At 42.3% G+C, this 23,683-nt stretch carries 20 protein-coding genes; 13 read left to right on the top strand and 7 right to left on the bottom strand.

Translation table 11 applies throughout. The annotated features are described in order from the left end of the window. From trpC to trpA, 4 genes are read left to right on the top strand one after another with little or no spacing between them, the layout of a single operon-like run. Nucleotides 1-795, top strand: a complete 795-nt coding sequence (trpC, locus tag FZC79_RS16790; RefSeq protein WP_148947913.1) for an indole-3-glycerol phosphate synthase TrpC — start codon at nucleotides 1-3, stop codon at nucleotides 793-795. Beyond that, on the top strand, nucleotides 788-1,417 hold the full coding sequence (locus tag FZC79_RS16785; protein WP_148947912.1) for a phosphoribosylanthranilate isomerase: 630 nt from the start codon (nucleotides 788-790) through the stop codon (nucleotides 1,415-1,417). The genes trpC and FZC79_RS16785 overlap by 8 nt, the downstream gene beginning before the upstream one ends. Then, a complete protein-coding gene (gene trpB, locus FZC79_RS16780) occupies nucleotides 1,414-2,616 on the top strand; it encodes a tryptophan synthase subunit beta (RefSeq protein WP_148947911.1) in 1,203 nt (400 codons plus the stop codon). The genes FZC79_RS16785 and trpB overlap by 4 nt, the downstream gene beginning before the upstream one ends. Next, nucleotides 2,609-3,400 (top strand): tryptophan synthase subunit alpha, encoded by a 792-nt coding sequence (gene trpA, locus FZC79_RS16775; RefSeq protein ID WP_148947910.1) that lies wholly within the window; start codon nucleotides 2,609-2,611, stop codon nucleotides 3,398-3,400. Before trpB ends, trpA begins: the two co-directional genes overlap by 8 nt. Nucleotides 3,401-3,680: 280 nt before the next feature. Here the strand turns inward: trpA and FZC79_RS16770 are convergent, their stop codons facing one another. The 3 genes from FZC79_RS16770 to FZC79_RS16765 form a co-directional block, all read right to left on the bottom strand. After that, nucleotides 3,681-4,904 (bottom strand): MFS transporter, encoded by a 1,224-nt coding sequence (locus FZC79_RS16770; RefSeq protein WP_148947909.1) that lies wholly within the window; start codon nucleotides 4,902-4,904, stop codon nucleotides 3,681-3,683. 528 nt (nucleotides 4,905-5,432) lie between these two features. Further along, a complete protein-coding gene (locus FZC79_RS23280; RefSeq protein WP_187442836.1) occupies nucleotides 5,433-5,597 on the bottom strand; it encodes a hypothetical protein in 165 nt (54 codons plus the stop codon). Nucleotides 5,598-5,852: 255 nt separating this feature from the next. Further along, a complete protein-coding gene (locus FZC79_RS16765; RefSeq protein WP_252183373.1) occupies nucleotides 5,853-6,263 on the bottom strand; it encodes an Hsp20/alpha crystallin family protein in 411 nt (136 codons plus the stop codon). Nucleotides 6,264-7,220: 957 nt separating this feature from the next. On the opposite strand from FZC79_RS16765, the gene FZC79_RS16760 reads away from it, so the two are divergent. Beyond that, on the top strand, nucleotides 7,221-10,052 hold the full coding sequence (locus tag FZC79_RS16760) for a 2-oxoglutarate dehydrogenase E1 component (protein WP_148947907.1): 2,832 nt from the start codon (nucleotides 7,221-7,223) through the stop codon (nucleotides 10,050-10,052). Nucleotides 10,053-10,071: 19 nt separating this feature from the next. Then, nucleotides 10,072-11,319 carry a 2-oxoglutarate dehydrogenase complex dihydrolipoyllysine-residue succinyltransferase gene (odhB, locus tag FZC79_RS16755; protein ID WP_148947906.1) on the top strand — a complete coding sequence of 416 codons (1,248 nt, stop codon included), beginning with the start codon at nucleotides 10,072-10,074 and terminating at the stop codon, nucleotides 11,317-11,319. Between the two features lie 394 nt (nucleotides 11,320-11,713). Here the strand turns inward: odhB and sda are convergent, their stop codons facing one another. Then, nucleotides 11,714-11,848, bottom strand: coding sequence for a sporulation histidine kinase inhibitor Sda (gene sda, locus FZC79_RS16750; protein ID WP_148947905.1), 135 nt, complete (start codon nucleotides 11,846-11,848; stop codon nucleotides 11,714-11,716). 591 nt (nucleotides 11,849-12,439) lie between these two features. Here sda and FZC79_RS16745 point away from each other — a divergent pair. From FZC79_RS16745 to FZC79_RS16730, 4 genes are all read left to right on the top strand, one after another. After that, nucleotides 12,440-14,080 (top strand): AMP-binding protein, encoded by a 1,641-nt coding sequence (locus tag FZC79_RS16745; protein WP_148947904.1) that lies wholly within the window; start codon nucleotides 12,440-12,442, stop codon nucleotides 14,078-14,080. Between the two features lie 383 nt (nucleotides 14,081-14,463). After that, nucleotides 14,464-15,336 carry a gamma-glutamylcyclotransferase gene (locus FZC79_RS16740; RefSeq protein ID WP_252183372.1) on the top strand — a complete coding sequence of 291 codons (873 nt, stop codon included), beginning with the start codon at nucleotides 14,464-14,466 and terminating at the stop codon, nucleotides 15,334-15,336. Nucleotides 15,337-15,456: 120 nt separating this feature from the next. Beyond that, nucleotides 15,457-16,251 carry a GNAT family N-acetyltransferase gene (locus tag FZC79_RS16735; protein WP_187442835.1) on the top strand — a complete coding sequence of 265 codons (795 nt, stop codon included), beginning with the start codon at nucleotides 15,457-15,459 and terminating at the stop codon, nucleotides 16,249-16,251. A gap of 34 nt (nucleotides 16,252-16,285) precedes the next feature. After that, nucleotides 16,286-16,894: a DedA family protein gene (locus FZC79_RS16730; RefSeq protein ID WP_148947901.1), complete on the top strand. Its 609-nt coding sequence runs from the start codon at nucleotides 16,286-16,288 to the stop codon at nucleotides 16,892-16,894. Between the two features lie 2 nt (nucleotides 16,895-16,896). Here FZC79_RS16730 and FZC79_RS16725 read toward each other — a convergent pair whose 3' ends face one another. Next, nucleotides 16,897-17,241: a hypothetical protein gene (locus FZC79_RS16725; protein WP_148947900.1), complete on the bottom strand. Its 345-nt coding sequence runs from the start codon at nucleotides 17,239-17,241 to the stop codon at nucleotides 16,897-16,899. Nucleotides 17,242-17,406: 165 nt separating this feature from the next. Here FZC79_RS16725 and FZC79_RS16720 point away from each other — a divergent pair, with 165 nt between their 5' ends. The 3 genes from FZC79_RS16720 (at nucleotide 17,407) to FZC79_RS16710 (ending at nucleotide 21,158) form a co-directional block, all read left to right on the top strand. Continuing rightward, nucleotides 17,407-17,613: a DUF6501 family protein gene (locus FZC79_RS16720; RefSeq protein ID WP_148947899.1), complete on the top strand. Its 207-nt coding sequence runs from the start codon at nucleotides 17,407-17,409 to the stop codon at nucleotides 17,611-17,613. Nucleotides 17,614-18,345: 732 nt separating this feature from the next. After that, complete coding sequence (locus FZC79_RS16715; protein ID WP_148947898.1) at nucleotides 18,346-19,227, top strand: ATP-binding protein; 882 nt, start codon at nucleotides 18,346-18,348, stop codon at nucleotides 19,225-19,227. 11 nt (nucleotides 19,228-19,238) lie between these two features. Beyond that, complete coding sequence (locus FZC79_RS16710; protein WP_148947897.1) at nucleotides 19,239-21,158, top strand: vWA domain-containing protein; 1,920 nt, start codon at nucleotides 19,239-19,241, stop codon at nucleotides 21,156-21,158. A 709-nt stretch (nucleotides 21,159-21,867) separates the two neighbouring features. On the opposite strand, the gene FZC79_RS16705 is transcribed toward FZC79_RS16710, so the two are convergent. Then, complete coding sequence (locus tag FZC79_RS16705; RefSeq protein WP_148947896.1) at nucleotides 21,868-23,019, bottom strand: toxic anion resistance protein; 1,152 nt, start codon at nucleotides 23,017-23,019, stop codon at nucleotides 21,868-21,870. Nucleotides 23,020-23,032: 13 nt separating this feature from the next. After that, complete coding sequence (locus FZC79_RS16700) at nucleotides 23,033-23,644, bottom strand: 5-bromo-4-chloroindolyl phosphate hydrolysis family protein (protein ID WP_148947895.1); 612 nt, start codon at nucleotides 23,642-23,644, stop codon at nucleotides 23,033-23,035. Nucleotides 23,645-23,683 lie beyond the last annotated feature (39 nt).

The following is a 23,683-nucleotide window of genomic DNA, read 5'->3' as shown; positions in this document are numbered from 1 at the left end:
ATGAGTGATATTTTAGACAAGATAATCGATAGAAAAAAGCAGGAAGTAACCCGTTTGAAAAAGTTCGGGTATAAAAAAGAAAACTTGTTTAGAGATAATGGGCAGAAGCTCTACACCAAGCTGCATTCCTCCTCTGCAATGGGAGTCATTGCTGAAATAAAGAGGGCGTCGCCTTCAAGAGGTGATATTGCCACTGTTGTAGATCCTGTTCAGCAGGCGAAAATTTATGAAAGCGGAGGAGCGGCTGCCATCTCTGTTTTGACAGATGAAGAATTTTTCAAAGGTTCTATTGAAGACCTTAAGAGAGTGAGAAGGGAAGTGGATCTGCCGCTGTTATGCAAAGATTTCTTTATAGATGAGATTCAAATAGACAGGGCGAAGGATGCCGGAGCCAGCATCATTCTTTTGATTGTTGCCGCCTTAACACAGCGACGGTTGAAGGAGCTGTATGAGTACGCACTATCTCAGGATCTTGAAGTGCTTGTTGAGGTTCATAATAAAGAAGAAGCAGAGAGAGCTGCGAAAATTGAGGCTGTTATCATCGGAATCAATAACCGTAACCTGAAAACTTTTGATGTTGATCTCTCTCATACAGAAAGTCTGGCACCTCTGTTGAATGATAAAAGCAGGATCATTATCAGTGAAAGCGGAATGAAGGTAAGAAGTGACAGTATCCGGGCGGCAAAAGCCGGTGCGGATGGAATACTCGTAGGAGAGTCTTTGATGAGAAGTGTAAATGCCGAAAAAGCCATTAAAGACTTTGCAGTAGATAAGGAGGCTGTCCGGTTTGGTTAAGGTTAAGATTTGCGGAATTATGACAGTCGAACATGCTGAAGCGGCCGTTCACGCCGGGGTGGATGCAGTAGGGTTCATATTCGCAGAAAGCAGGAGAAGGATTTCTTCTGAAACGGCAAAAAAAATTGGAGAGATCATTCCTGCATCTGTTCTGAAAATTGGTGTGTTTGTCGATGCAACCAAAAAAGAAATAGAAGAAACAGCGGAGACTGCAGGCCTGGACTATGTTCAATTACATGGAAGCGAGACTCCGGAATTTATGGAATCACTCGCAGTTCCTGTATATAAAGCGATATCGATTAAAAAGGAAACTGATTTAGCAGGAATAGAAAGGTACCCTGGGAGCTTGGTGCTGGTGGACAGCGGCCATGGAGCAGGAAAAGGGGGGAGTGGTTTGACTTTCGACTGGTCCTATCTGAAAGATCTTTCCATTCCTCACCACATCATCCTTGCAGGAGGATTGACAGCAGGTAATATTGATGCAGCGATAGAGGAAGTAAACCCTTTTATGGTTGATGTATCAAGCGGCGTGGAAACCGAAGGAACGAAAGATATAAGAAAAATGGTTGAGTTCTTAAACAAAGCAAAAGACATAACCACTAAGAAGGAGGAAATAAAATGATTTATGCACAGCCGGACCAAAAAGGTCTTTTCGGTCGATTTGGAGGACAGTTTGTTTCAGAAACCCTCATGGGAGCAGTTCAGGAACTGGATCACGCGTATGAAGAAGCAATCAGGGATGAAAACTTTCAGAAAGAGCTACAGTATTATTTAAAAGTTTATATAGGAAGAGAAACGCCGCTTTATTTGGCTTCTAATCTCACAGAACATGCAGGAGGGGCAAAAATTTATCTGAAAAGGGAAGATCTGAACCATACGGGAGCACATAAAATCAATAACACAATCGGCCAGGCGCTGCTCGCCATCAGGATGGGCAAGAGGAAAATTGTTGCTGAAACCGGTGCGGGACAGCATGGTGTTGCAACAGCGACGGTCTGTGCACTGCTGAATCTTGAATGTGTCATTTTCATGGGTGAAGAAGATATACAACGCCAGAAACTGAATGTTTTCCGGATGGAACTTCTCGGGGCGGAGGTCATCAGCGTCAAGCAGGGAAGTGCAACGTTGAAGGATGCTGTAAACGAAGCCATGCGCTATTGGGTTTCACATGTCGGGGATACTCACTATATCATCGGGTCTGTCTTGGGGCCGCATCCTTTCCCTAAGATGGTACGGGATTTTCAAAGCGTGATCGGTAAGGAAACAAAAGTCCAATTCACGGAGAAAGAAAACGCTCTTCCCCAGGCAGTGGTTGCCTGTGTAGGTGGTGGAAGCAATGCGATGGGAATGTTTTACCCTTTTATAGAGGATAAAGAGGTCAAGCTCTTTGGAGTGGAAGCAGCAGGTGCCGGAGTCCATACGGATAAACATGCAGCGACCATGACAAAGGGATCATCTGGTGTCCTTCATGGAGCTATGATGTATGTCCTTCAGGATGAACATGGACAAATCCAGGAGGCCCACTCCATCTCTGCAGGTCTTGATTACCCAGGTGTAGGCCCCGAGCACAGCCATTTAAAAGACATCAACCGTGTGACATATACGGCGGTGAGTGACCAGGAGGCTCTCGATGCATTCAAGATGCTCTCAATAGAAGAAGGGATTATCCCTGCACTAGAGTCCTCTCATGCTGTTGCTTACGGAGTTAAACTGGCGTCCGGGATGAGTCCGGAGGAAAGCATTGTCATCTGCTTATCAGGGAGAGGCGATAAAGATGTAGAAACTGTTAAATCGAGAATAGGAGGGAACCACAATGGGTAAAAAATTTCTTGAAGAAACACTGGAAAAATTAAGAACAGAAGAACAGGGAATATTTATCCCGTATCTAATGGCTGGAGACGGGGGGCTGGAAAACCTGGTGGACCAGGTGTCGTTTCTGGAAAATGCGGGGGCATCTGCCGTAGAAATCGGCATCCCCTTTTCCGACCCTGCTGCGGATGGACCAGTCATACAGGAAGCCGGCAAGAGAGCTCTTCAAGGAGGCACAACTTTGACCGGGATATTTGAAACTCTTAAAAAGAGCCGGGGGAAGATCGGCATACCAATCATCTTCATGACCTATTTCAATCCTATACTGCAATTCGGGTTGGATAAATTTGCTGAAGAATGCACTGCTGCCGGAGTGGACGGCCTGATTATTCCAGATTTGCCTTTGGAACATACAGAGATTTTAAAACCTCATATACAGAAAGAGGATATAGCTTTAATACAGCTTGCATCATTGACCAGTTCCAAGGAAAGGCTGAAAACAATAGCAAAGACGACGGAAGGATTTCTGTATGCAGTAACAATCAATGGAATTACTGGAACTGTCAAAGAGTTTCAATCTTCATTGAAAGACCATCTCTTAGAGTTGAAAAAAGTCTGCGATGCTCCCGTGCTTGCAGGGTTTGGGATTTCAACACCAGAACATGTCCGGAATTTCCTTGAAATAACCGATGGGGTCGTGGTGGGAAGCAGAATCATTCAGCTTCTACAGGAGAACAAATTAGAGGAAATAAAAGAACTCATTAAAGCGGCGGACGTAAAAACTTCGGTCTCTTGAAAAAACAAATTTCGATACTTTTGTAATTACTCTATAAACTTTGTGGCTAGTTGTTGATGCAAATTCCGAAATAAGCACCATAATTCACTGGATTACCTGGTAACAAACAGTGAGACCCCTAAGCATCAATATAGGAGGAAACACAGAAAGTACCTGGCTCAAGAGTCGAGATTTGAGCCAGGTATTTTTATTTTAACCTTGGTATAAATAGCAAACCACTTGCCAGCCTCTTTTGACCGTTAAAGTCAGAACAGGCTGTGAGTCTATCCATTCAATAAACCTACGTAATTTTTGGCTGCATCTTTCCCTCTTCCTGGGGTTCAGGTTTGATCAACCACAAGGCAAAGAATGCTGAAACGGCACTAATGCCGATTAGAATCATGAAAGTAACTCCCTTTGAAAGCAAAGCGACAATGGGAGGGCCTGCTGCCACCCCGATAAACCTCATGCTGCTGTAGATGGACGTTATTGTGCCTCTGTGCTCTTTTTCGATACCCTCTGTTATAAGTGCATCTAAACAAGGCAATGCTGCACCGATGCCAATACTGGCTAACGAGAGGAATATCAGAAGCATCCATTTTCCCTCTGTAAAAAAAATCGGTACTTGAGCTCCAGCTCCCAGTAACATTCCGGCTACAATCGCCCATTTCATCATTGTCCTGTTTTTTCCAATGAACTTCCCAGTCAGGAAGGAGGTTGCACATAAAAATAACAGAGGCATTGCGAGGTAAAGCCCTTTAAGGACACCATCGATTTTGTATTTGGTTTCCAATACATTTGATAAAAAGAATAAAAAGCCAAAAAGAATGAACATGGAGACGATCCCAATGACAAAGATAGCGGAAAGCCATTTCCCTTCCTTGCCTAGGATTTCTTTAATTTCTTTAGTAAACTCCTTTATTGTCTGAGTTTTTTCATCCTTTTTCTCCTTCTTCGGAACTTTTACCAAGAAGAACATTAACAGAATCGCAATAATCGAAAATAGGGGAATTGAGAAGAACGGAATAAACCAGATCCAAGCTGCAAGCAGTGACCCTAGAACAGGACTGAGTACCTTTCCGAAGGTATTAGAGGTTTCTATCAACCCCAATCCTTTTGTCACTTCTGTTTCATCCTCGAACATATCGCCTACAGTAGGGATAACAACCGGGAAAGCACCAGCAGCCCCGATGCCTTGGACAAAGCGCCCCAGCAGTACAATCCAATAGCCATCTTTCATTTGCCAAGAAGCCCATCCGGAAATGATTCCACCTATCCCTGCAATAATAAGGCTTGGGATAATAATCTTTTTTCGGCCGAATCGGTCAGATAGATACCCTGCAATGGGAATCAAAAGAATAGCTACAAGAGAATATACTGTAATGATCATGCTGGATTGAAAGCCGGTGATTCCAAGCTTTTTCTCCATGGTCGGAAGAACAGGAATCAGCATGGAGTTGCCAAGTGTCATTACAAGCGGAATTGAAGAGAGAGCAAATAAGTCCCATTTCTTTTTTTGTTCCATAGTCGATCCTCCAAAAGACAAATTCGTTCACTTCGTTTATTGTCTTCAAAAAAAAGGAATTCATTCAATGGCAAGAAGTCATTTTTTGGATACTTAAATAGCAGCTCGCGAAAGAGCAATAAGAAAAATGAAACAAGCCATTCTGTAAGCGGCATCCTTGTCCAACCGCGTTTAATGACTAGATCTGTCTTCCATTGTCATAAGGAAAGATAAAAGCTGCATATCGAGGAGATCCGGCTGCCATATTTTGATTTAAATATTAGATTTCCTTTTCAAATATAAAAGGCAGAATTTCCATGGAAAATCGAAGCTTGGGATTTTCCCCGCTGCAGATCCTGGACGAAAAGTTTCTGCATATGGACCCCGCTTAAACTACTGGTGAAACACTCTATGTTCAAATGTTCATTCTATGTAATGGAATCAAAAAAGGAGGGTATCTGACTGTTCCCCGCATTCCTTCCGGGGACCAGGCTTGAACTCAATGGCCATCAAATCCTCATCCGTAAATGTAAAAGGAGAGGGGATTTATTATGACGAAGCTGCTTTAAATCCAAACCGGGGATAATAGTTAGGATGGCCCAATACGACAGCATGCCCCAGTGCCCTGTATTTCCCCCTTTTCAAGGGCCTCCCTGACAAGCTTGCCAGGATGGAAAAGTATTCCCTGCCGCCATCAATCAATACTGCGCTCATAAGCAGGTGTCCGACAACGGTCCCTTTATTGCTGACTGCACATAGAGATAGCAGTGGGACAAACTATTCTGAACTTCTGATGCAATCTATCAGTTTCTCTTCATACAGGCCGAAAGCCAGACCCATTGAGTCTTTGGACGGCTTCATGGTCATTGTCTGTCTCCATTCTAAACTCTTTCATCTTTTTCTTCCTTTCCTCAGCCTTTTTTCTTATGATTTTAAAGTCTTAAGGAATAAGCCAATTTGAAGGTGGTTTTATTTTCGTTCAGAAACATCTATCTCTGTATATTGAAGGTCTATGCTTTTAGGGATTTTAATCTCAAGAATACCATCTTTGTATTGTGCGGAAGACCCCTTCTTTTTAACAAGGCAAGGAAGAGTGATCACCTGCCGCTCTCCAGCGGAAGGGATATTCTCTAAGATGGCTTGATTGGAAGTATGAAACACTTTCATGCTTTTGACCAGGTCTTCATCCTGTATCTTTATTTGGATATAAATGCTCTCAAGGGCCTCAAATATATTCACCGGTATTTTCTCGGCACTTTCATGCGGAGTATTTGTTTTCTCAGAATCATTCCGGCCTCCGCTCATCATATTATTCATATTCTTCATAAAGTCACCCGGATCTTGTGTCCCTTGCCAGTCACTCGGGAACATTTGCTTCATTACCCCCTTAACATACTGATCAACGTCCTGGGGATTCATACTTTTCATCATTTCTTTCATATTCTTGTTTAGTGGAAAAAATGAGTTCCAGGGAAACATGTCTTATCACCTCTTCAGTATTCTAAAATTATTTGAACGGAGGATAGCAGGAATGAAATCTTTTATATGAAAGGTATTAATCAAAAGCACTATAGGTAAGTGAATGAGATACTCTCCTACATCATATGCAGGCGGATGCCCATCAGTTCTCAGATGATTTCGAAATCCTCACTGCCCAGGAGATTGCAAAATGAATATCCTTTAAATTGCTTCAGCGCTTGATGGTCCAAACCCGCTGGAACGGATTTAGCCCCTCGGGGTTAAATAACCCCAAGAAAATAAAAGGAAAGACCGCCTTTTTTCTCTTGAGAACATTTGCCTGTCGGGTCTGGACAAGGTGCTTCCGCTTTTGGTTCATGTTTGACTTTCCGGCAAGAAGGGATAAGAAAAATAGGGAGACAATACCTCGATTTCAGGAAAGGAGCGGTGTTAAATAAGAAGAGAAAAATGGGCAAGGAATCCCTGTTTAGAGGGATATTAAAAAAATATACGAAAAAGTGAATAAAATCAAAAAAAATATTTGGTTTTTTTAGGTAACAGTAGTAAGATGGTTTATGAAAAATGGTAATGTTGGACAGAGATGGGCTTCAAAAGATAACTCATTGCATTTTACTATTTCAGAATAATCTAAATACTATACCAATTGAACAAACAGTGGATAATTTTACCGGTTATACACTATTTCGAAAAGTTGGCGAAATTTTAAAGATTTTGTCACAAATGCTTTATCTCTTTACTTCAGAGTGATAAAATGTTGCTGTAAGCGTTTTATATTTCTTTTAAAATACTATACTTACATAGTATTCCAATAATGTAATTAAAAATTTAGAATGGCGAAATGGTTGGAGGTTTTTCAAAGTGAAAAGACAATCAACAAACCAGGCAGGACCATGGGAAAGTTTTTATGGCCCAAACCTCGGTTATATAATGGAAGTGTATGAGGTATATCAGGAAAATCCGGAAGAAATCGACCCTGAACTGAAAGAACTTTTTGATCAATGGGGGCCGCCGGCAGCAGTCGAAAGAGAAGCAGGACAATCATCTCCTGTAACCTCTCTTCCAGCTGGAAACCAAGATTTGGGGAAAATTGTCGCCGCGGTCAATCTTGCTGACAATATTCGTACATATGGACATCTTGCCGCGGATATCTACCCATTGAATGACCGTGAAAAGGACACAAGAAGAATTGATTTGCAAGAATACAATTTGACTGAAGAAGACCTTAAGGGGATCCCGGTTGAATTCATCTGCCCTCAAGCACCTTCAGAGGTACGGAACGGGCTTGATGCAATCAACCATTTGAAAAAGGTGTACACAAGCAAGCTGGCTTATGAAATTGCTCATGTACATGAAATGGAAGAAAAAAGCTGGCTGAAAGAAAAGATAGAGTCTGGATCCGTTTTGACAAAATCAAACAAGGAGCAGAAACTTGCCCTCTTGAAGCGCCTTTCCGAAGTGGAAGGTTTTGAGAAGTACATTCACCGCACTTTTGTCGGACAAAAGCGTTTTTCCATTGAAGGCCTTGATAACATGGTTCCTTTACTTGACGAACTTGTCCGCTATTCTGTTGAAAATGGTGCAAGAACGATAAATATCGGGATGGCTCACCGTGGACGCCTGAACGTACTAGCCCATGTGATCGGCAAGCCGTATGAAATGATCTTTGCTGAGTTTCAGCACGCACCAAGCAAGGACTTGATTCCTTCAGAAGGATCAATCGGAATTACTTACGGCTGGACGGGTGATGTAAAATATCATTTGGGTGCCGACCGTAAAATCGGAGTGAGTGATACAGCAAGAGCAAGAGTAACACTTGCCAACAATCCAAGTCATTTGGAAGTTGTCAGCCCGATTGTGGCTGGATATACAAGAGCTGCACAAGAAGAAAGAGAACTAAAAGGCTCCCCGAAACAGAATCCTGAAACGTCCTACGCGATCATGATTCATGGAGATGCTGCTTTCCCAGGTGAAGGAGTGGTGGCAGAGACGTTCAATATGAGCGGGCTGCGGGGCTTCAATACCGGCGGATCCATTCACCTTATTGCAAATAATATGATAGGATTCACGACAGAAAGCTATGACTCACGTTCGACCAAGTATGCATCTGATACAGCCAAAGGATTTGAGGTCCCGATTGTCCACGTTAATGCAGATGATCCTGAAGCTTGTCTCGCTGCTGCTGTGTTAGCCTATGAATATCGCAATAAATTCAGTAAGGACTTCGTGATTGATTTAATTGGATACAGACGCTTCGGGCATAACGAAATGGATGAACCAATGGTGACGAACCCTGTGATGTATAACAGAATTACAAATCATCCAACTCCACGCAAGATTTATGAAGAAAGGCTGATCTCAGAAGGTATTGTGACCCAGGAAGAGGCGGCTAAGATGGAGAAGGATATTGAAGATACACTGAAAGCGGCATATGAAAAAGTGCCGACAAAAGATGAAAACCCTGATATCGTGATGAATCCGCCGGAAGACGTGACGAACGGCTTCCCGAAAATCGACACCAGTGTTGATTTTGACCAGCTCAGAGGATTGAATGACGAGCTGCTTCAATGGCCGGAAGGATTTACCCCATTCAAGAAACTGGAGAAGATCCTTCAAAGACGCGGAGGCGTTTTTGCAGGAAAGGGGAAAATTGATTGGGCGCATGCGGAAACGCTTGCATTTGCGACAATTCTTAAAGAAGGAACGCCAATCAGACTGACAGGGCAGGATTCCGAGAGAGGCACGTTTGCACAGCGCCACTTAGTGCTGCACGATCATGAAACGGGCAAGGAAATGATCCCGCTGCACCAGTTGAAAGATTCGAATGCATCCTTCTCCGTGTTTAACAGTCCGTTGACGGAAACGGCTGTAGTTGGTTACGAATATGGTTACAATGTATTTGCTCCTGAGACCCTTGTCTTGTGGGAAGCCCAGTTCGGTGATTTTGCCAATACTGCTCAAGTGATGTTTGACCAGTTTATATCGGCCGGAAGAGCAAAATGGGGACAGAAATCAGGTCTTGTCATGCTTCTGCCTCATGGGTACGAAGGGCAGGGACCAGAACATTCCAGCGCAAGAGTTGAACGTTTCCTTCAAAGTGCCGCTGAATTTAACTGGACAGTAGCAAACTGCTCTACTGCAGGACAATATTTCCATATCCTGCGCAGGCAGGCAGCGATCCTTCAAAAAGAAGAGGTAAGGCCGCTTGTCATCATGACACCTAAAAGCCTGCTGAGGAATCAATTTGCGGCAGTAACAGCCGAAGAACTTGCCAATGGACAATTCCATTCAGTGCTTGAACAGCCAGGGCTGGGGGACAACGCTGAAAAGGTGGAACGAATTGTCCTTACCAGCGGAAAAATGGCCATCGACCTTGAAGAAAACCTGAAGGGGAAAGAAGGTTTGGATTGGGTTCACATTCTTCGTGTGGAAGAATTGTATCCATTCCCGAAGTCGGATATTACAGAAATCATGAAAAGGTATCCTAATCTGAATGAACTGCTTTGGGTTCAGGAAGAGCCTAAGAACATGGGAGGCTGGACTTTTGCGGAATCACGCTTGCGTGATATAGCGCCTGAAGGTGTAACTGTCAAGTACGCCGGCCGCAGAAGGCGTTCAAGCCCGGCAGAAGGCGAGCCGATCGTCCATAAAAAAGAGCAATCCAGAATCATCAGTGAAGCGTTGACAAGATAAACAGGAGGAGGAAGACAAAGTGGCAGAAATTAAAGTACCAGAATTAGCAGAATCCATTACAGAGGGTACAATTGCCCAGTGGCTGAAGCAACCGGGAGACTATGTTGAAAAAGGGGAATACATTGTTGAACTTGAAACAGATAAGGTCAACGTGGAAGTCATTTCTGAGGAAGCGGGAACTATTCAGGAGTTAAAGGCTGAAGAGGGAGATACGGTAGAAGTAGGCCAGGTCATTGCGATAGTCGGTGAAGGCGGACAGCAGCCGGCGTCTTCTGGAAATGGAGCAGAGGAAAAAGCTGAAGCTCCCAAAGAAGAAGCACAACCGGAAGAAGCTTCTTCAAAGCAGGATGATCAAGACAGCAAAAAAGAGCGTGTAATCGCATCACCTGCTGCCCGCAAGCTTGCTCGTGAAAAAGGTATCGACTTATCACAGGTGTCTACAGACCCGCTTGGAAGAGTTCGCAAACAAGATATTGAAGCTTATGAGAATAAGCCTCAGGCTGCTCCTTCTAAGCCTGCCGCATCTGAAAGCAAACCAGCCGCTGCGCCTAAGCAAGATAATGGTAAACCGGTTGTACGTGAAAAAATGTCACGCAGACGCCAGACGATAGCCAAACGCCTGGTTGAAGTTCAGCAAAACGCTGCAATGCTTACGACATTCAATGAAATCGATATGTCAGCGGTAATGGAATTGCGCAAGCGCAAAAAAGATAAATTCTTTGAGTCTCATGATGTACGCTTAGGATTCATGTCATTCTTCACTAAAGCAGTCGTAGCGGCACTTAAGAAATATCCATATGTAAATGCTGAAATCGACGGCAATGAAGTTGTGCTTAAGAAGTACTATGATGTAGGAGTTGCGGTTTCAACTGATGATGGTCTTGTAGTACCGGTAGTAAGAGACTGTGACAGGAAAAACTTCGCAGAAATCGAAGGCGAAATCATGGAGCTTGCTACAAAAGCACGTAAGAACAAATTAGCTCTCAGCGACCTTCAAGGCGGATCATTCACTATTACAAACGGCGGCGTTTTTGGATCATTGCTTTCCACGCCAATCCTGAACGGACCTCAAGTAGGTATTCTTGGAATGCATACAATCCAGCTTCGTCCAGTTGCAATTGATAAAGATACAATGGAAAATCGTCCAATGATGTATATTGCCCTTTCTTACGACCACCGTATCATCGATGGTAAAGAAGCGGTTGGATTCCTATCCACAATCAAGAATCTTCTTGAAAATCCTGAAGACTTGCTGCTTGAAGGATAATAGAATAGAAACGAAAAAACACCAGCAGGAGCAATTCTGCTGGTGTTTTTTGCTCTTTTCGTTAACTTTGTTGCAAGTTCAGACTAATTATGAAAAAATAATTTTAATTCACCGGAATAATCCCGTAAACAGGAAAAGAAAAGAGCTGCTCACTCAGATTTGAGAGAGAACCCTTAGGATACGGTGGGAAATCCAGCACTAAGGATATTCCCGAAAGCAACAATATATGCGTATACACCCTTTCCTAAAAAGTCCCTGCATTGAGTCATATATTTTAACTGTGATTGAAAAGAACATAAAAAAAGAGAAAGCCTTAGAACAGGCTCTCTCAGACTATCTTTCACTCAGGGGGTACTACAGAAATAATCGGTGTTCTTAAGTATCAAATTTAGACTTATATCTTCCTGTTTGGCCTTATTCCTCGACTATGAATCTCCTTCTTCAACATTTGAATCCAGTCACGATCAGTTCCGGTTTTCTCCGCGTCACGATAAGCTGCAACCAATTGTTCATTACTCATAATCTTCATGGAAAACCTCCTAGGAAAATTAAAATATAGAATTTTCTATATTTTCTATTTATTTTACAACTAATTTTGCCAGAAGAAAAGGGGTATTATAGAAAAATTTATAGAAGTTTTTGCCATCAACCGAAGAGCTGCAATTACAGTAGATCAGGACATTCAATGATTAAGAAAAAGCGTCCACTTCTTAAAAGTTGCATCGCTTACAGATAAGCGAAAGTTCTTTAGCTAAATATAACTCTTTCTTTTAGGCTCTTTCGTATACTTTCATGCTATTTCAAGTTAATTTCAAAATCAAAATCGATCCCCATAAATGAGCGGAAATACCCTGGTAAGCAAGAACTCGAGTTCCAAGGGGAAAATCCATTTATAAGGATTTTCTGGAAGTAACATTTATAAGAAAACAGCCTTCTTTAAAGGAGTATGTATTGCTGATTTACACACTAAGAAAGAAAGATAACAAAGTATACAGTGTTGTATTTTTAATATTCTAAAATTTATGATAATATAAGAGCGGGAGATGTGGAGAACTTCAAGTAGTACAGATCGCTTCCAATCCACAAAGGAAAAATCTTTTGCTTGAATGGGGGATATACTTTGACTAACTTATTGAATGTCACTGTAGGAAGATTACTGGAAGAGAAGGCTGAATTACAAGGGGAAAGAGATGCAGTCATTTACAGTGACCGCAATTTAAGAATGTCTTATAAAGAGTTTGATCAACACTGCAGAAAAGTGGCAAGGGGCTTAATGGGACTGGGACTGCGGAAAGGGGAGCATATGGCTGTTTGGTCGACTAATACTCCCGAGTGGCTTGCCAGTCAGTTTGCTACTGGGAAGATGGGCGCTGTGTTGGTAACAGTCAATACCAATTATCGCACGGCTGAATTGGAATATTTGCTGAAACAGTCAGACGCAACGACCATTCTCTTGATGGACCAATATCGCGATGCTTCATATATTGAGATGCTTTATGAAATATGTCCTGAATTAAAAAATTCTCAGCCGGGGAACCTGGAGAGCAAACGTCTGCCCAGCTTACGGAATGTCATTGTCCTAAGTGAGAATAGATACAGCGGTACATACAATTGGGAGGATATATTAAATATGTCTGATTCAGTTGAAGAGTCAGAGCTGGATGAACGCTTGGGAAGCCTAAATCCACATGATGTCATAAATATGCAGTACACTTCCGGAACAACCGGCTTCCCTAAAGGGGTAATGCTCACCCACAGCAATATAGTGAATAACGCTTACAATATTGCGCAATGTATGAAGTTAACCGAGCAGGACCGCTTATGCATCCCTGTTCCTTTTTTCCATTGCTTTGGGTGTGTACTTGGAACCATGGCATGTGTATCGGTAGGTGCTGCTATGGTTCCTGTACAGGAGTTCAATCCGGGAACGGTTTTAGAAACAGTTCAGAATGAAAAATGTACGGGGCTGCATGGTGTGCCGACAATGTTTATCGCAGAGCTGAACCACCCCGAATTTGACCAATTTGATCTTTCTTCTCTTCGGACGGGAATCATGGCAGGCAGCAACTGTCCCATTGAAGTAATGAAGGGCGTCATAGAAAGGATGGGTGCTGATCAGATAACCATTGCTTATGGTCAAACAGAAGCTTCTCCTGTTATTACTCAGACCAGGACGGATGATCCAATTGAACTTCGGGTTGAAACAGTAGGGCGTGCACTGCCGAATGTGGAAGTGAAGATTGTAAACCCCGGCACAGATGAAGAGGTGCCTTCAGGGACACAAGGAGAACTGTGCACACGAGGGTACCATGTAATGAAAGGCTACTATAAAAATAAAGAAGCCACATCCTCTGCCATTGATTCTGATGGCTGGCTTCATACGGGGGATCTCGCCGTTATGGATGAAAATGGATACTGCAGAATCACTGGAAGGCTGAAGGATATGATTATCAGGGGCGGGGAGAATATTTATCCTCGGGAAATAGAGGAATTCTTATATACTCACTCCAAAGTCATGGATGTCCAAGTTGTTGGGATTCCTGATGAGGTATATGGGGAAGAGGTCATGGCATGGGTCATCCTTAAAGAAGGTGTAACAGCCACGGCGGAGGAACTGCGAGAATATTGCACAGGAAGAATTTCCCGTCATAAGGTTCCGCGCTATATTGAGTTCACAGACGAATATCCTATGACAGCTTCAGGAAAAATCCAAAAGTTCAGATTAAGAGAAGAGGCTGAAAGGAAGGCCTTGCAGCGTTAAATGAAATGAAGCCGGTCTGCTGTTTTAGCAGCCGGCATCATTTATTCAGTAACGCAGACTTATGTAATTTAATTTAAGGCACCTAAGTATGTATGTAATGCTGCTGGGCAGGCTGCATATGTCAGCGTGGAAGCAATAGGGATAGATGGGACATTTATCATTACACACATTGAGAGGAAAGCTCCCCGCATGTAAATGCAGTTCATTTTCTCTAATTTAAAATTTCTAAGACGAACCTTCAGAGTAATAGATATATTGGGATATGACCATGGTTGAAAAAAGAAGTTTATTCATATAGTGTAGAAAGACAAATAATGATGTGCTGGGTCAGAGGTTAACGAATTACATTTTAAATCAATTCAACAGGGGGTTACATAGAAACAATGAAACTGTTTGTATATGGATCTTTAAGGAAAAATCAAAAATACCATTACTACTTGGAAAAGTCCAGCCTGGTGTCAGAGCAAGCCTGGATGAAAGGTGAGCTGTATGACACTGGTAAAGGCTATCCTGCTCTTAAAGAAGGAATCGAGAGGGTATTTGGAGAAATATATGAAATAAATCCAGCTGTGCTGGCGAACATCGATGAATTAGAAGATTATAAGGAAAACAGAGATCATAACCTTTATTTAAGACAGTCGGCTTCTGCCCAAACTGATAATGGCCCGGTTGATGTCATATATTACACTGGATTTCAATCCTCGCTTTTCCAGGAGCATATTGCTTCAGGCGACTGGACATTACATACTTTCATGCAGCAAAAACCGGAATCTCTTCTTTATTTTGCATATGGTTCATGCATGGATCTTGAACGATTCAAACTTGCAGGGGTTGATCAGCATTTCCGGGAACCTCTGGGTAAAGGGATTTTGAACGGTTACTCAATGAAATATACCTTTATTGTGGAAGATGGAGGACGGGGAGATATCCTTGAAGATGGAGGTGTGACAGAAGGCATAGTATACAGACTTCCCTTCGAGGCTGTTGATTATCTTTACAAAAGAGAAGGTGTGGTACCCGGCAATTATAGGGCTGCACTCGTGAATATAGAAGTCAATGATGTGGTGATACCCAATGTACTGACGTTCATTGTAAATCATAAAGGTGAAGAAACCCGGCCGCCGGCTCATTATGCGAGAGAAATTTTGAGGGGGGCCCGGCCTTTCGTCAGCCGGGAGTATCATTTAAAGTTAAAAAAACAGCTGTTAATGCTGGGAATGTCCGAACAGGAAGTTGAAGGGCTTTTGTCTGAATAAGTGAGATGGCGGCTCGACTCCTGGATAATGTGCCGGAGACTTGCAGACCCACTGAAGAAAGTTGTGATCGGAAATACTCACCATTTAGAGCAAAAAGAAAATTTTATAAAGGTGAAAAGAATGAACACTAATGAAATAGTCAAGGCAATCGATGCCCACCATTGGGATTATGAAAAAGAATGGATCCCTTCTTATATTGAAACTTTAGAAGAAGACGGATTGAGAGCGATAAAGAATCCACGAATGAACAATGTTTTCAGTAATAAAGTAGTGGAGTTTTCCGCTTCGAATCCTGACTGCAGAATGAATAAATGGAGGAAGGTGAAGACCTTTTTTGGAGAGAATTCTTTCAGTCTCTGGCTGGAGAGATCTCAGAGCAGCTTGCTGTCCCCAATATTAAAAGCTGATGGATATGAAGTGACAGACAGATATGACGGGCTTGCCTGCATGTTGAACAATCAGCCTGCAGCCTTGCCTCAAAATAGAGAAATCCGGTTAACTGATGTTGAGGATGAAGAAGATATACAAAGTCTGGTAGAAGTGTCTTCAACAATTTGGGGGTACCAGGAAGATCAGCATGAAAAGCTTTTCGACGAAAGAAAAAGTTATATTACCTCTCCTTATAGGAAAGGAGGATATATCTTGGCTCGAAAGAATTCCAAGCCGGCAGGGTACAGTAATTACAGGTTCAGCAGTGACGGCCGGACGATGTTCATGAATGGAGGAGGGGTGCTTCCTGAATTCAGGCATCAAGGAATTTATTCTGAAATGGTCAACTTCCGATTGGATCATGCCAGAAGTAAGGGAGCTATCCTTGCAACTTGCCAAGCCAGACAAGGCCACTCCTCACCTGTTTTAAAGAAGCTCGGGTTTAAACAATACGCTGAATATGACTATTGGGTGTATAATAGATAAACAACCTAGTAGCTTTTAAGACAGGAGGAAGAGCATGGCTTTCTTGATAGAACTCGTAAATGATTTAGGCTATTTTGCCATGTTTATATTCAGCTGGCTGATTTTTATAGGACTGCCGCTGCCCAACGAAGCAGCCGCCGCCTTTTCAGGTGTGCTTACAGAATCGAGAGGGTATTCGCCTGTCCTCGCCTTTACATCAACCTACTTGGGTATTATAAGTTCAGGCACATTTGGGTATGGTGTTGGAAGGTGGGCAAAGGCACGTGTTCTGCATAAAATGGAAACATCCAAATCACAATCGCTCTACCGTAAGGCTCAAACCTGGTTGAGGCAGTACGGTCCAATCGGGATATCTTTCAGTTATTTCGTACCAGGTGTCCGCTTGGTCATGCCCTATATAGCGGGTGCATCGGGAATATCTTTCCGCACCTTCATGATGGCTGCTTATCCTGCTGCATTTATTTGGTGCATGATTTATTTCCAGATAGGCAGGCTTTTTCCATCCACTTTTACAATTATCATTGAACATCTTTCCTTAGTCGCTGCGGCAGCGGCTGTGATTGTGTTCTTCGCATTGATTGGGTTTTTTTATTTTAAAAGGAGGAAACAATCTTCGAGAACCATCATGAATCGAGGAGAATGAAATTAACCGCTGGGCAGGATATGGTCACTTTCTTCAACCAGCGTATAATAGCTCCCCAAAAAACCGATGGCCTTGATGACTGTCTGCTTTCCTTCTTTGCCTTCGAACGTCCTTGAAATTGTATTAAACAGAAGGTATCCGTCTTTTGTTCTAGAGCCGGTTATAATCAGAGTGCGGTATTTATCTGATTCCTGGTCCTTCATCGTACAAGAAGCGGGACCGCAGGAAAGACCGTATTCATTTTTGAGCCACCTATTAAAATCTTGTTCTGTCGGGCGGTGTGCCGCAGAATAAATTAATGTCGCACAAAGCAACATGGCCAGCAGTCGGTTTAATAGTTTTTTCATTGCTTACAACCTCTCAAAAAATGTATAGTTCTACTATAACATCTAATAAGTTACCGAGACAGCCCGGGGAATTAAAAAAACTGTTCCATGACCAAACCGGGCTATTGAAGTCTGTGTCCGGGGAGAATATACTAGAGGGAAAGATAATGAAAGGAGAATCCCAAAATGATTCATCGCGATTGGACAACCCGTCCTTCCATCAAGACCGTAAAATGTATACATACAAACGCTGCAAAGTATAAGGTAGAAAACGTATTAACACCTGGAAAAACGTACGAGGTAAAAAACGAGTCAGAAGATTATCTGTTTGTTGTTGATGACAGCGGCAAAATGGGCGGCTTCTATAGAGACTATTTTGAGGAAGCGAAATAAGGTCAGGTGAGCTGGAAGGAGTAGATTGCATAGGCAATCCACTCCTTTTTTGATGTGCTCCTTTCGTGATATTTTGTTGCTATTCCATAAGAATATCGAAAACTACCTCCATAAATGAGCGGAAATAACTGACAAGCAAGAAAGAGAAGAGCTGCTCTCCTAGTAAGAGAAATATACAAATTCCAGGGGGGAGAATCCGGCACTTGGAATTTTTCCGATACCCACAATCTATGAGGAAAAAGCTTTTGAAATGAGGGGGTAAACTATAAGTATGATTGATTCTCTCAGGCCGGAGATACAGGACAACTTATGTGCGTATATTTATTGTAGTTTTGTTTAGCAGCAGGGTAATAAATGAAAAACGTTTCAATCTTACTAAGATGGTAAGATACGTCTTGCAAATAAGAATTACGATATCCTATAGAAGAATGAACCTTAAAATACCAGTGCAATACTAAACGCGATTCTCTTTGGAGTATTTTTAGAAAAGCGGCCTCTGGATTTGCTGCTCCGACTCAGGCTTGAAAACATTCCGCAACGTGACCCGCGAACACTAGAGGAAGAAAGTCAGAACCATCAAGGATAATGGCTGGTTTAAAGAAATTCACTTTCGTCTTTACTTCTCGCAGACGCTATAAAACACGTTAAAACTACAATCGTTGCAGTGAAAACGTTTTTACATGTAGAATGGTCTCTAGTGCAGAATTACGTTTTTAGGAAGGAAGTATAATTATGACGATTGAAAATCGATTACCTAGTGCTATTTCAGGTATTTTAATTAATAGAAAAGACCAATTTGCCAACAGTGAAGACCAGACACTGATAGGGGGAGGGGGTTATACCGCAGAAGATGCCGCGGTACTGGAGGATGCAGTGATTGCCCTCGCGATGGGGAAGAATGTTTTACTGAAAGGGCCTACGGGTTCCGGAAAAACAAAGCTTGCCGAGACCCTCTCATCGCTGTTTGCACAGCCGATGCACAGCATCAATTGTTCAGTCGACATGGATGCCGAAGCCCTGCTTGGGTACAAAACAATTGCCGAAAAAGAGGGCAGGAATACGATAGAGTTCATCGAAGGCCCTGTAATCGAAGCGATGAAAAAAGGACATCTTCTCTACATTGATGAAATTAATATGGCTAAGCCGGAAACTCTTCCGATTCTAAATGGGGTGCTGGATTATCGGAGGATGATTACAAATCCGTTCACTGGCGACGTCATTAAGGCATCTGAGACATTCGGAGTTGTAGCTGCAATTAATGAAGGGTACGTGGGTACTGTTCCTTTAAATGAAGCATTGAAGAACAGGTTTGTTGTCATCGATGTTCCTTATATCAGCGGGAATACTTTAAAGTCCGTACTTATGGCACAAAGCAAACTGCAGGATGAGAAGCTTGTAGAGAAGTTCATCTCCTTGTCTTCAGATCTGCTGGTACAGGTGCGGAACGGGCAGATTTCGGAAGAGGCTGCCTCCATCAGGGCGCTGATAGATGCCTGCGACCTTGCCGTTTACCTTCCTCCATTGAGAGCCATTCAGCGTGGAATCATCGACAAGCTCGAAGACGATAGAGAAAAAGCCGCCATCCTGAATATTGCAGAAACTTTATTTGAGTAAGGGTTGATTGTATGCAGAGATTTATTCAGTTTAACGATGAAACGATCGATTCATTTCTCTTTATGGAACTTTCCGACCTGGCCAGGACCCTCTCTAAAAACAGCGGGATGGAGCTGGAGTATGGTCCACATTCCTATTTGGATTATAAAAACGAAAAAGTCTTTGTTACACACTTTTGGGATCATAGAAGCAAGGTGGAAGAGCTTCATGGTTTAAAGAGTGATATCTTTCTCAGGACAATCGGCAACCTCAAATATACTGATGTTTCTAAAACGGCTGATTACATCGAGAAGGTCAAGGAGACGCGGCTTCCAAGCATGGGCAAGCAATTATTTGTTCTGGGAGAAGACATTCGCTTAGAAGAGCTTTGCAAAAGAGAGAGGCCGGGGACAAAAAAAGCCTTTGCAACGAGAAGGAGCTTGTACCGGCAGCATTTTCAATCACAATTAAAAGTAAATCTAGTGAAAAGTGTGTTCACAGACTCCTTGTTTAACAGTATTTATCTTATTCTCAATGCCAAATCCCCATTGGAACAAGCTGCCTCCATCAATGAGCGGATAGACCTTGCCATGCCTTATGTAACCAGTACTCTTTCCAAGTTCTATGAAACTGATTCGACCGGAGATGTCAGCCGGATTTGTCTGGAATTAATGGAAGTATTCGAGGAGATTCTAGAAAAAGATATGCTTAATGAGTATTTTCATTTGCCGGAAAAAGTCTTTACCCAGGATGAGCAAGGAATGACCATTGAAGATCTCAAAAGAAAAGATCCACTTCAAAATGATGATACTCTTGAAGAAAAGAGTACTGGAGAAGAAGAAGTGTTCGAGGAGGAAATGAGGACTTGGCATCGAGAAACGAGTGATAAAGGGGATTCCTTTTTGCAGTTTGATCTCGATCAAGGTTCTAAATCCGATTTAATGGGCAATGGAGTGAGAGAAGGAGAGGAAGGCGACCAGGCACTTGGTATGGTGCAAGGCTCTTCACAAGAGACAGCTAACAAGGATTTTTCTCAAATGGAAGCAGCCCGGCAGGATCGTGAAGAGGAAAAAGGCGGAGGGGAAACAGAGTACGGAAAAGAAAACCGATTCGCCTATCCGATTTTCCTAAAGCCCGATATCCCCACCTATGAGGAATTAAAGGCTTATGATCATAATAAAGGGTTGATTTCTCCCTATCAGAAGAAGCTTCAGAAGATGATAGAAAAAACGTTGGAACATAAAAAAATCCAGCCAAGAAGTGACCTGCATTTTGGAAGATTGAATAAGAAATTATTAAGGTTCCTGACTGATGACAATCCAAGACTTTTTAATAAGAAACAGAATCCTTCAACAGAGATTGATGCTGTCTTTTCCCTGTTGGTGGATTGTTCCGCTTCCATGTATGACAAAATGGAACAAACTAAGCTTGGAATCACACTTTTTCATGAATCCTTAAAATCAGTCAGAGTTCCCCATGAAGTAGTGGGATTCTGGGAAGATACTAACCATGCTACAGAAACAAAGCAGCCCAACTATATGAAAGCTGTCCTGGACTTCAGGACCAGCCTGAAGCCGGGAACGGGTGCTGAAATTATGAGTTTGCAGCCTGAGGAAGACAATCGTGATGGTTTTGCAATCAGGCTGATGACAGAAAGATTGCTTCAGCGAAGTGAAAAACAAAAGTTTCTCCTGGTATTTTCAGATGGTGAACCAGCAGCCTTCGGGTATGAGCAAAATGGGATCGTGGATACACATGAAGCGGTCTTGCAAGCAAGAAAACAGGGGATTGAAGTGATCAATGTTTTCCTTTCAAATGATGACATTACTGAAGCGCAGCGGAAAATGATTGAGAATATCTATGGGAAATTCAGTATTCCTGTATCCGATGTGGAAGAGCTTCCTGATGTCCTCTTTCCTTTGCTGAGACGCCTATTGATTAAAAGTATTTAAGCAGAGCCTGTCACATAACGTGGCAGGCGTTTTTGTTGGTGCCTGCTGGATACATAATTGAGTACAGTTACATCTAAAATAAGCGGAAATTATCCGGTTAAGCATTAAAATTCGAAAGGGGTATATAAGCGGAAATTTTACGCTTGATCACAGAAAAACGACCCATTTGCGCATCATTTAAGAGAATAAGGGAAGTTTCTCCAATAATTTAAGCGGTCTTAGTTGCTTTTTTTTAGAAGGCTGTTTCGCATACATTGTTGCTTTCGGAAAAACCCCAAAAGCCGAATTTCCCCACTGGATACTAGGCTTTTTGCTCTAAACGAAGAGAGAAGCTCTTTTCTCTCTTGTCTAACAGGATTTTCCTGGTTGATTATGGCGCTATCTTTAGTAATGAATATCAAACAGCCACATAGTTCACGAATAGAGCATCTAAGAAATAAGCGGAGTTTCTCCTCCTTATTTCAAAATAAATTTTACAAGAAAAAGCTTAATAGAGATCGGCATGCCAATCTCTAGGACACCAGAGTTTCCGCTTTTCAAGTCGGTTTCCGTTCAATGTAGTAATAGTAGTGCATAAATGAGAAGCACGAAAACAGCAGATAGGGAACGCGAGCGAATCACGAATGTTATAGTTGAAATTGAAGGCAGGCATTGAACCCTAGAGGGTGAGAAACAAAAAAAGGCTGGGATTCAGCCTTTTTTATGTGCTCTATTTCAGATGAAGCAGTTTGTTTTTTAAATCGTTTTCCATCGAAATCAATTCTTTTTCAGCCTGCTGCCTCTTCGAACGGCCCTCTTGCTGTATCCTCAGTGTTTCTTCAATAGTGGAGATCAGGTTTTCCTGTGTTTTTTTCAGTGTTTCCATATCAATGATGGCCCGTTCATTTTCTTTTGCTGCCTCTATGCTGTTTGTTTTAAGCATTTGAGAATTTTTCAACAATAACTCATTGGTCGTATCTGAAACCTGCTTTTGGGCCTGAACGGCTTTCTTTTGGTGAAAAAGAGTGAGAGCGATGGCAATTTGGTTCTTCCAAAGGGGAATGCTGGTCAGTATGGATGACTGTATTTTTTCAGCCAATGCTCCATTCGTATTCTGGATGAGACGTATTTGCGGTGCTGTTTGAATCGTCATCTGTCTGCTGATTTTTAAATCATGAATCCTCTTTTCCAGGCGGTCAAGGAATTGCAGTGCATCATTGACTTCTTGGTAGCCCATGTCATCTTGAGAAGATTCTGCTTTCCGCCTTAAAGCAGGGATGGTAACAGTCGTTAGTTCCTCATGCTTCAGTTCAGCTGCAGCAATATAAATATTTAAAGACTGAAAATAAGTTTTATTCTTGTCGTACAATTCATCCAGAAACCGGTTATCGTCTATAAGAACATTTTTGGAATGTTCGAGCTTTACGGAAATTCGATCCACTTGACTGCCGATTTTTTGATATTTTGACAGTACTTCTTGAATAGAACTGGAGAGCTTGCCGAAAAATCTTTTGACGAAGCCTTTTTTCTCATCAGAAAGTTCCTCAGGGTTCATTTCTTTCAATCTCTTCATCAAGTCGTTCAGGACATCTCCGATCGGTCCGACATCTTTCTTTTTGACATGATCAAGCATGGAGTGAGAGAAGTTAGACATCTGGGTCTGTGCGGCTGTCCCATACTCCAGTATGGCCTGGCTGTTCCCGATGTCGATTTGCTTGGCGATATCCTGAGCTTTCTGCCTGTGTTCAGGTGTCAGGCGGTCGGCAAGCATCACGGGTGTATTGCTGACCTCATTTACTTCGGATTTGTTCCCGGCAAAAGGTTCTGCCAAAAGACTTTCTAAATCATCATTTTTATAGTCAGTAGAATGATTTGAGTTCATGAGATTGCTCCTTTTATTTTTTGTTTTTGCGTGCAACATCCAACTCGAAATCCAAGGTTTGGATGTCGTTGGAAAGTACACTCATCAGGTCTTCTTGAAGCGAATCCTCCAGGGACTGGAGTGTGCGCTTGGCATCTTTTATAGACTGAAATACTTGATCATTTTTAATTGGCTGTGTAGCCAGGTAAGTATATTTCTCCGAAAGCTCCACCACAGAATCCAGATGATAGAAGAAGAATTGTTCACTCTGATAAAACTTTTTCGGCTCTTTACGGACAATTGCATAGATCCTGCGGGCGAGCCTGTTCAATTCCAGAATTTGTTTAAAAGCACCAAGGGAGCGGACTTGGAATTGAGCCTTTTGCAGGCGTTTGATTTTCACCTTGGCTTCCTTCAAGTTTTTATCTATATAACGGTAATCCTGTAAGGAAATGCCGTTTTTCTTAAGAAATCTCCTTGTGTACACCCATTTTCCAAGCGTAGAAGCCAGAAAGGCAGCAGCTATTCCGCCTAAAGCTCCTGCAGGAACGGATTGGTCAAATCCAAATATCATGACAAGGAAAGTGATGAAAAACCCGTTAATTCCTAAAAATGACTTTAAGAATGTCAGAGGTATTGATTTCATATGATCTACTCCTTAAATCGTACTGTATTAAAAGCGATA

The organism is Rossellomorea vietnamensis, assembly GCF_008180615.1.
In the GTDB taxonomy this organism is placed as follows: Bacteria; Bacillota; Bacilli; order Bacillales; family Bacillaceae_B; genus Rossellomorea; species Rossellomorea vietnamensis_D.
Note: the sequence above shows the minus strand (reverse complement) of the source record. Positions and strands in the feature narration are given on the sequence as shown.

What these genes read in the sequence shown, in the direction of transcription:
- trpC (WP_148947913.1), top strand. Translation starts at nt 1, where the DNA reads ATGAGTGATATTTTAGACAAGATAATCGATAGAAAAAAGCAGGAAGTA.
- trpB (WP_148947911.1), top strand. Translation starts at nt 1,414, where the DNA reads ATGATTTATGCACAGCCGGACCAAAAAGGTCTTTTCGGTCGATTTGGA.
- trpA (WP_148947910.1), top strand. Translation starts at nt 2,609, where the DNA reads ATGGGTAAAAAATTTCTTGAAGAAACACTGGAAAAATTAAGAACAGAA.
- FZC79_RS16770 (WP_148947909.1), bottom strand. Translation starts at nt 4,904, where the DNA reads ATGGAACAAAAAAAGAAATGGGACTTATTTGCTCTCTCTTCAATTCCG.
- FZC79_RS23280 (WP_187442836.1), bottom strand. Translation starts at nt 5,597, where the DNA reads ATGAGCGCAGTATTGATTGATGGCGGCAGGGAATACTTTTCCATCCTG.
- FZC79_RS16765 (WP_252183373.1), bottom strand. Translation starts at nt 6,263, where the DNA reads ATGAAGCAAATGTTCCCGAGTGACTGGCAAGGGACACAAGATCCGGGT.
- sda (WP_148947905.1), bottom strand. Translation starts at nt 11,848, where the DNA reads ATGAAGATTATGAGTAATGAACAATTGGTTGCAGCTTATCGTGACGCG.
- FZC79_RS16740 (WP_252183372.1), top strand. Translation starts at nt 14,464, where the DNA reads ATGAAACTGTTTGTATATGGATCTTTAAGGAAAAATCAAAAATACCAT.
- FZC79_RS16735 (WP_187442835.1), top strand. Translation starts at nt 15,457, where the DNA reads ATGAACACTAATGAAATAGTCAAGGCAATCGATGCCCACCATTGGGAT.
- FZC79_RS16730 (WP_148947901.1), top strand. Translation starts at nt 16,286, where the DNA reads ATGGCTTTCTTGATAGAACTCGTAAATGATTTAGGCTATTTTGCCATG.
- FZC79_RS16725 (WP_148947900.1), bottom strand. Translation starts at nt 17,241, where the DNA reads ATGAAAAAACTATTAAACCGACTGCTGGCCATGTTGCTTTGTGCGACA.
- FZC79_RS16720 (WP_148947899.1), top strand. Translation starts at nt 17,407, where the DNA reads ATGATTCATCGCGATTGGACAACCCGTCCTTCCATCAAGACCGTAAAA.
- FZC79_RS16715 (WP_148947898.1), top strand. Translation starts at nt 18,346, where the DNA reads ATGACGATTGAAAATCGATTACCTAGTGCTATTTCAGGTATTTTAATT.
- FZC79_RS16710 (WP_148947897.1), top strand. Translation starts at nt 19,239, where the DNA reads ATGCAGAGATTTATTCAGTTTAACGATGAAACGATCGATTCATTTCTC.
- FZC79_RS16705 (WP_148947896.1), bottom strand. Translation starts at nt 23,019, where the DNA reads ATGAACTCAAATCATTCTACTGACTATAAAAATGATGATTTAGAAAGT.
- FZC79_RS16700 (WP_148947895.1), bottom strand. Translation starts at nt 23,644, where the DNA reads ATGAAATCAATACCTCTGACATTCTTAAAGTCATTTTTAGGAATTAAC.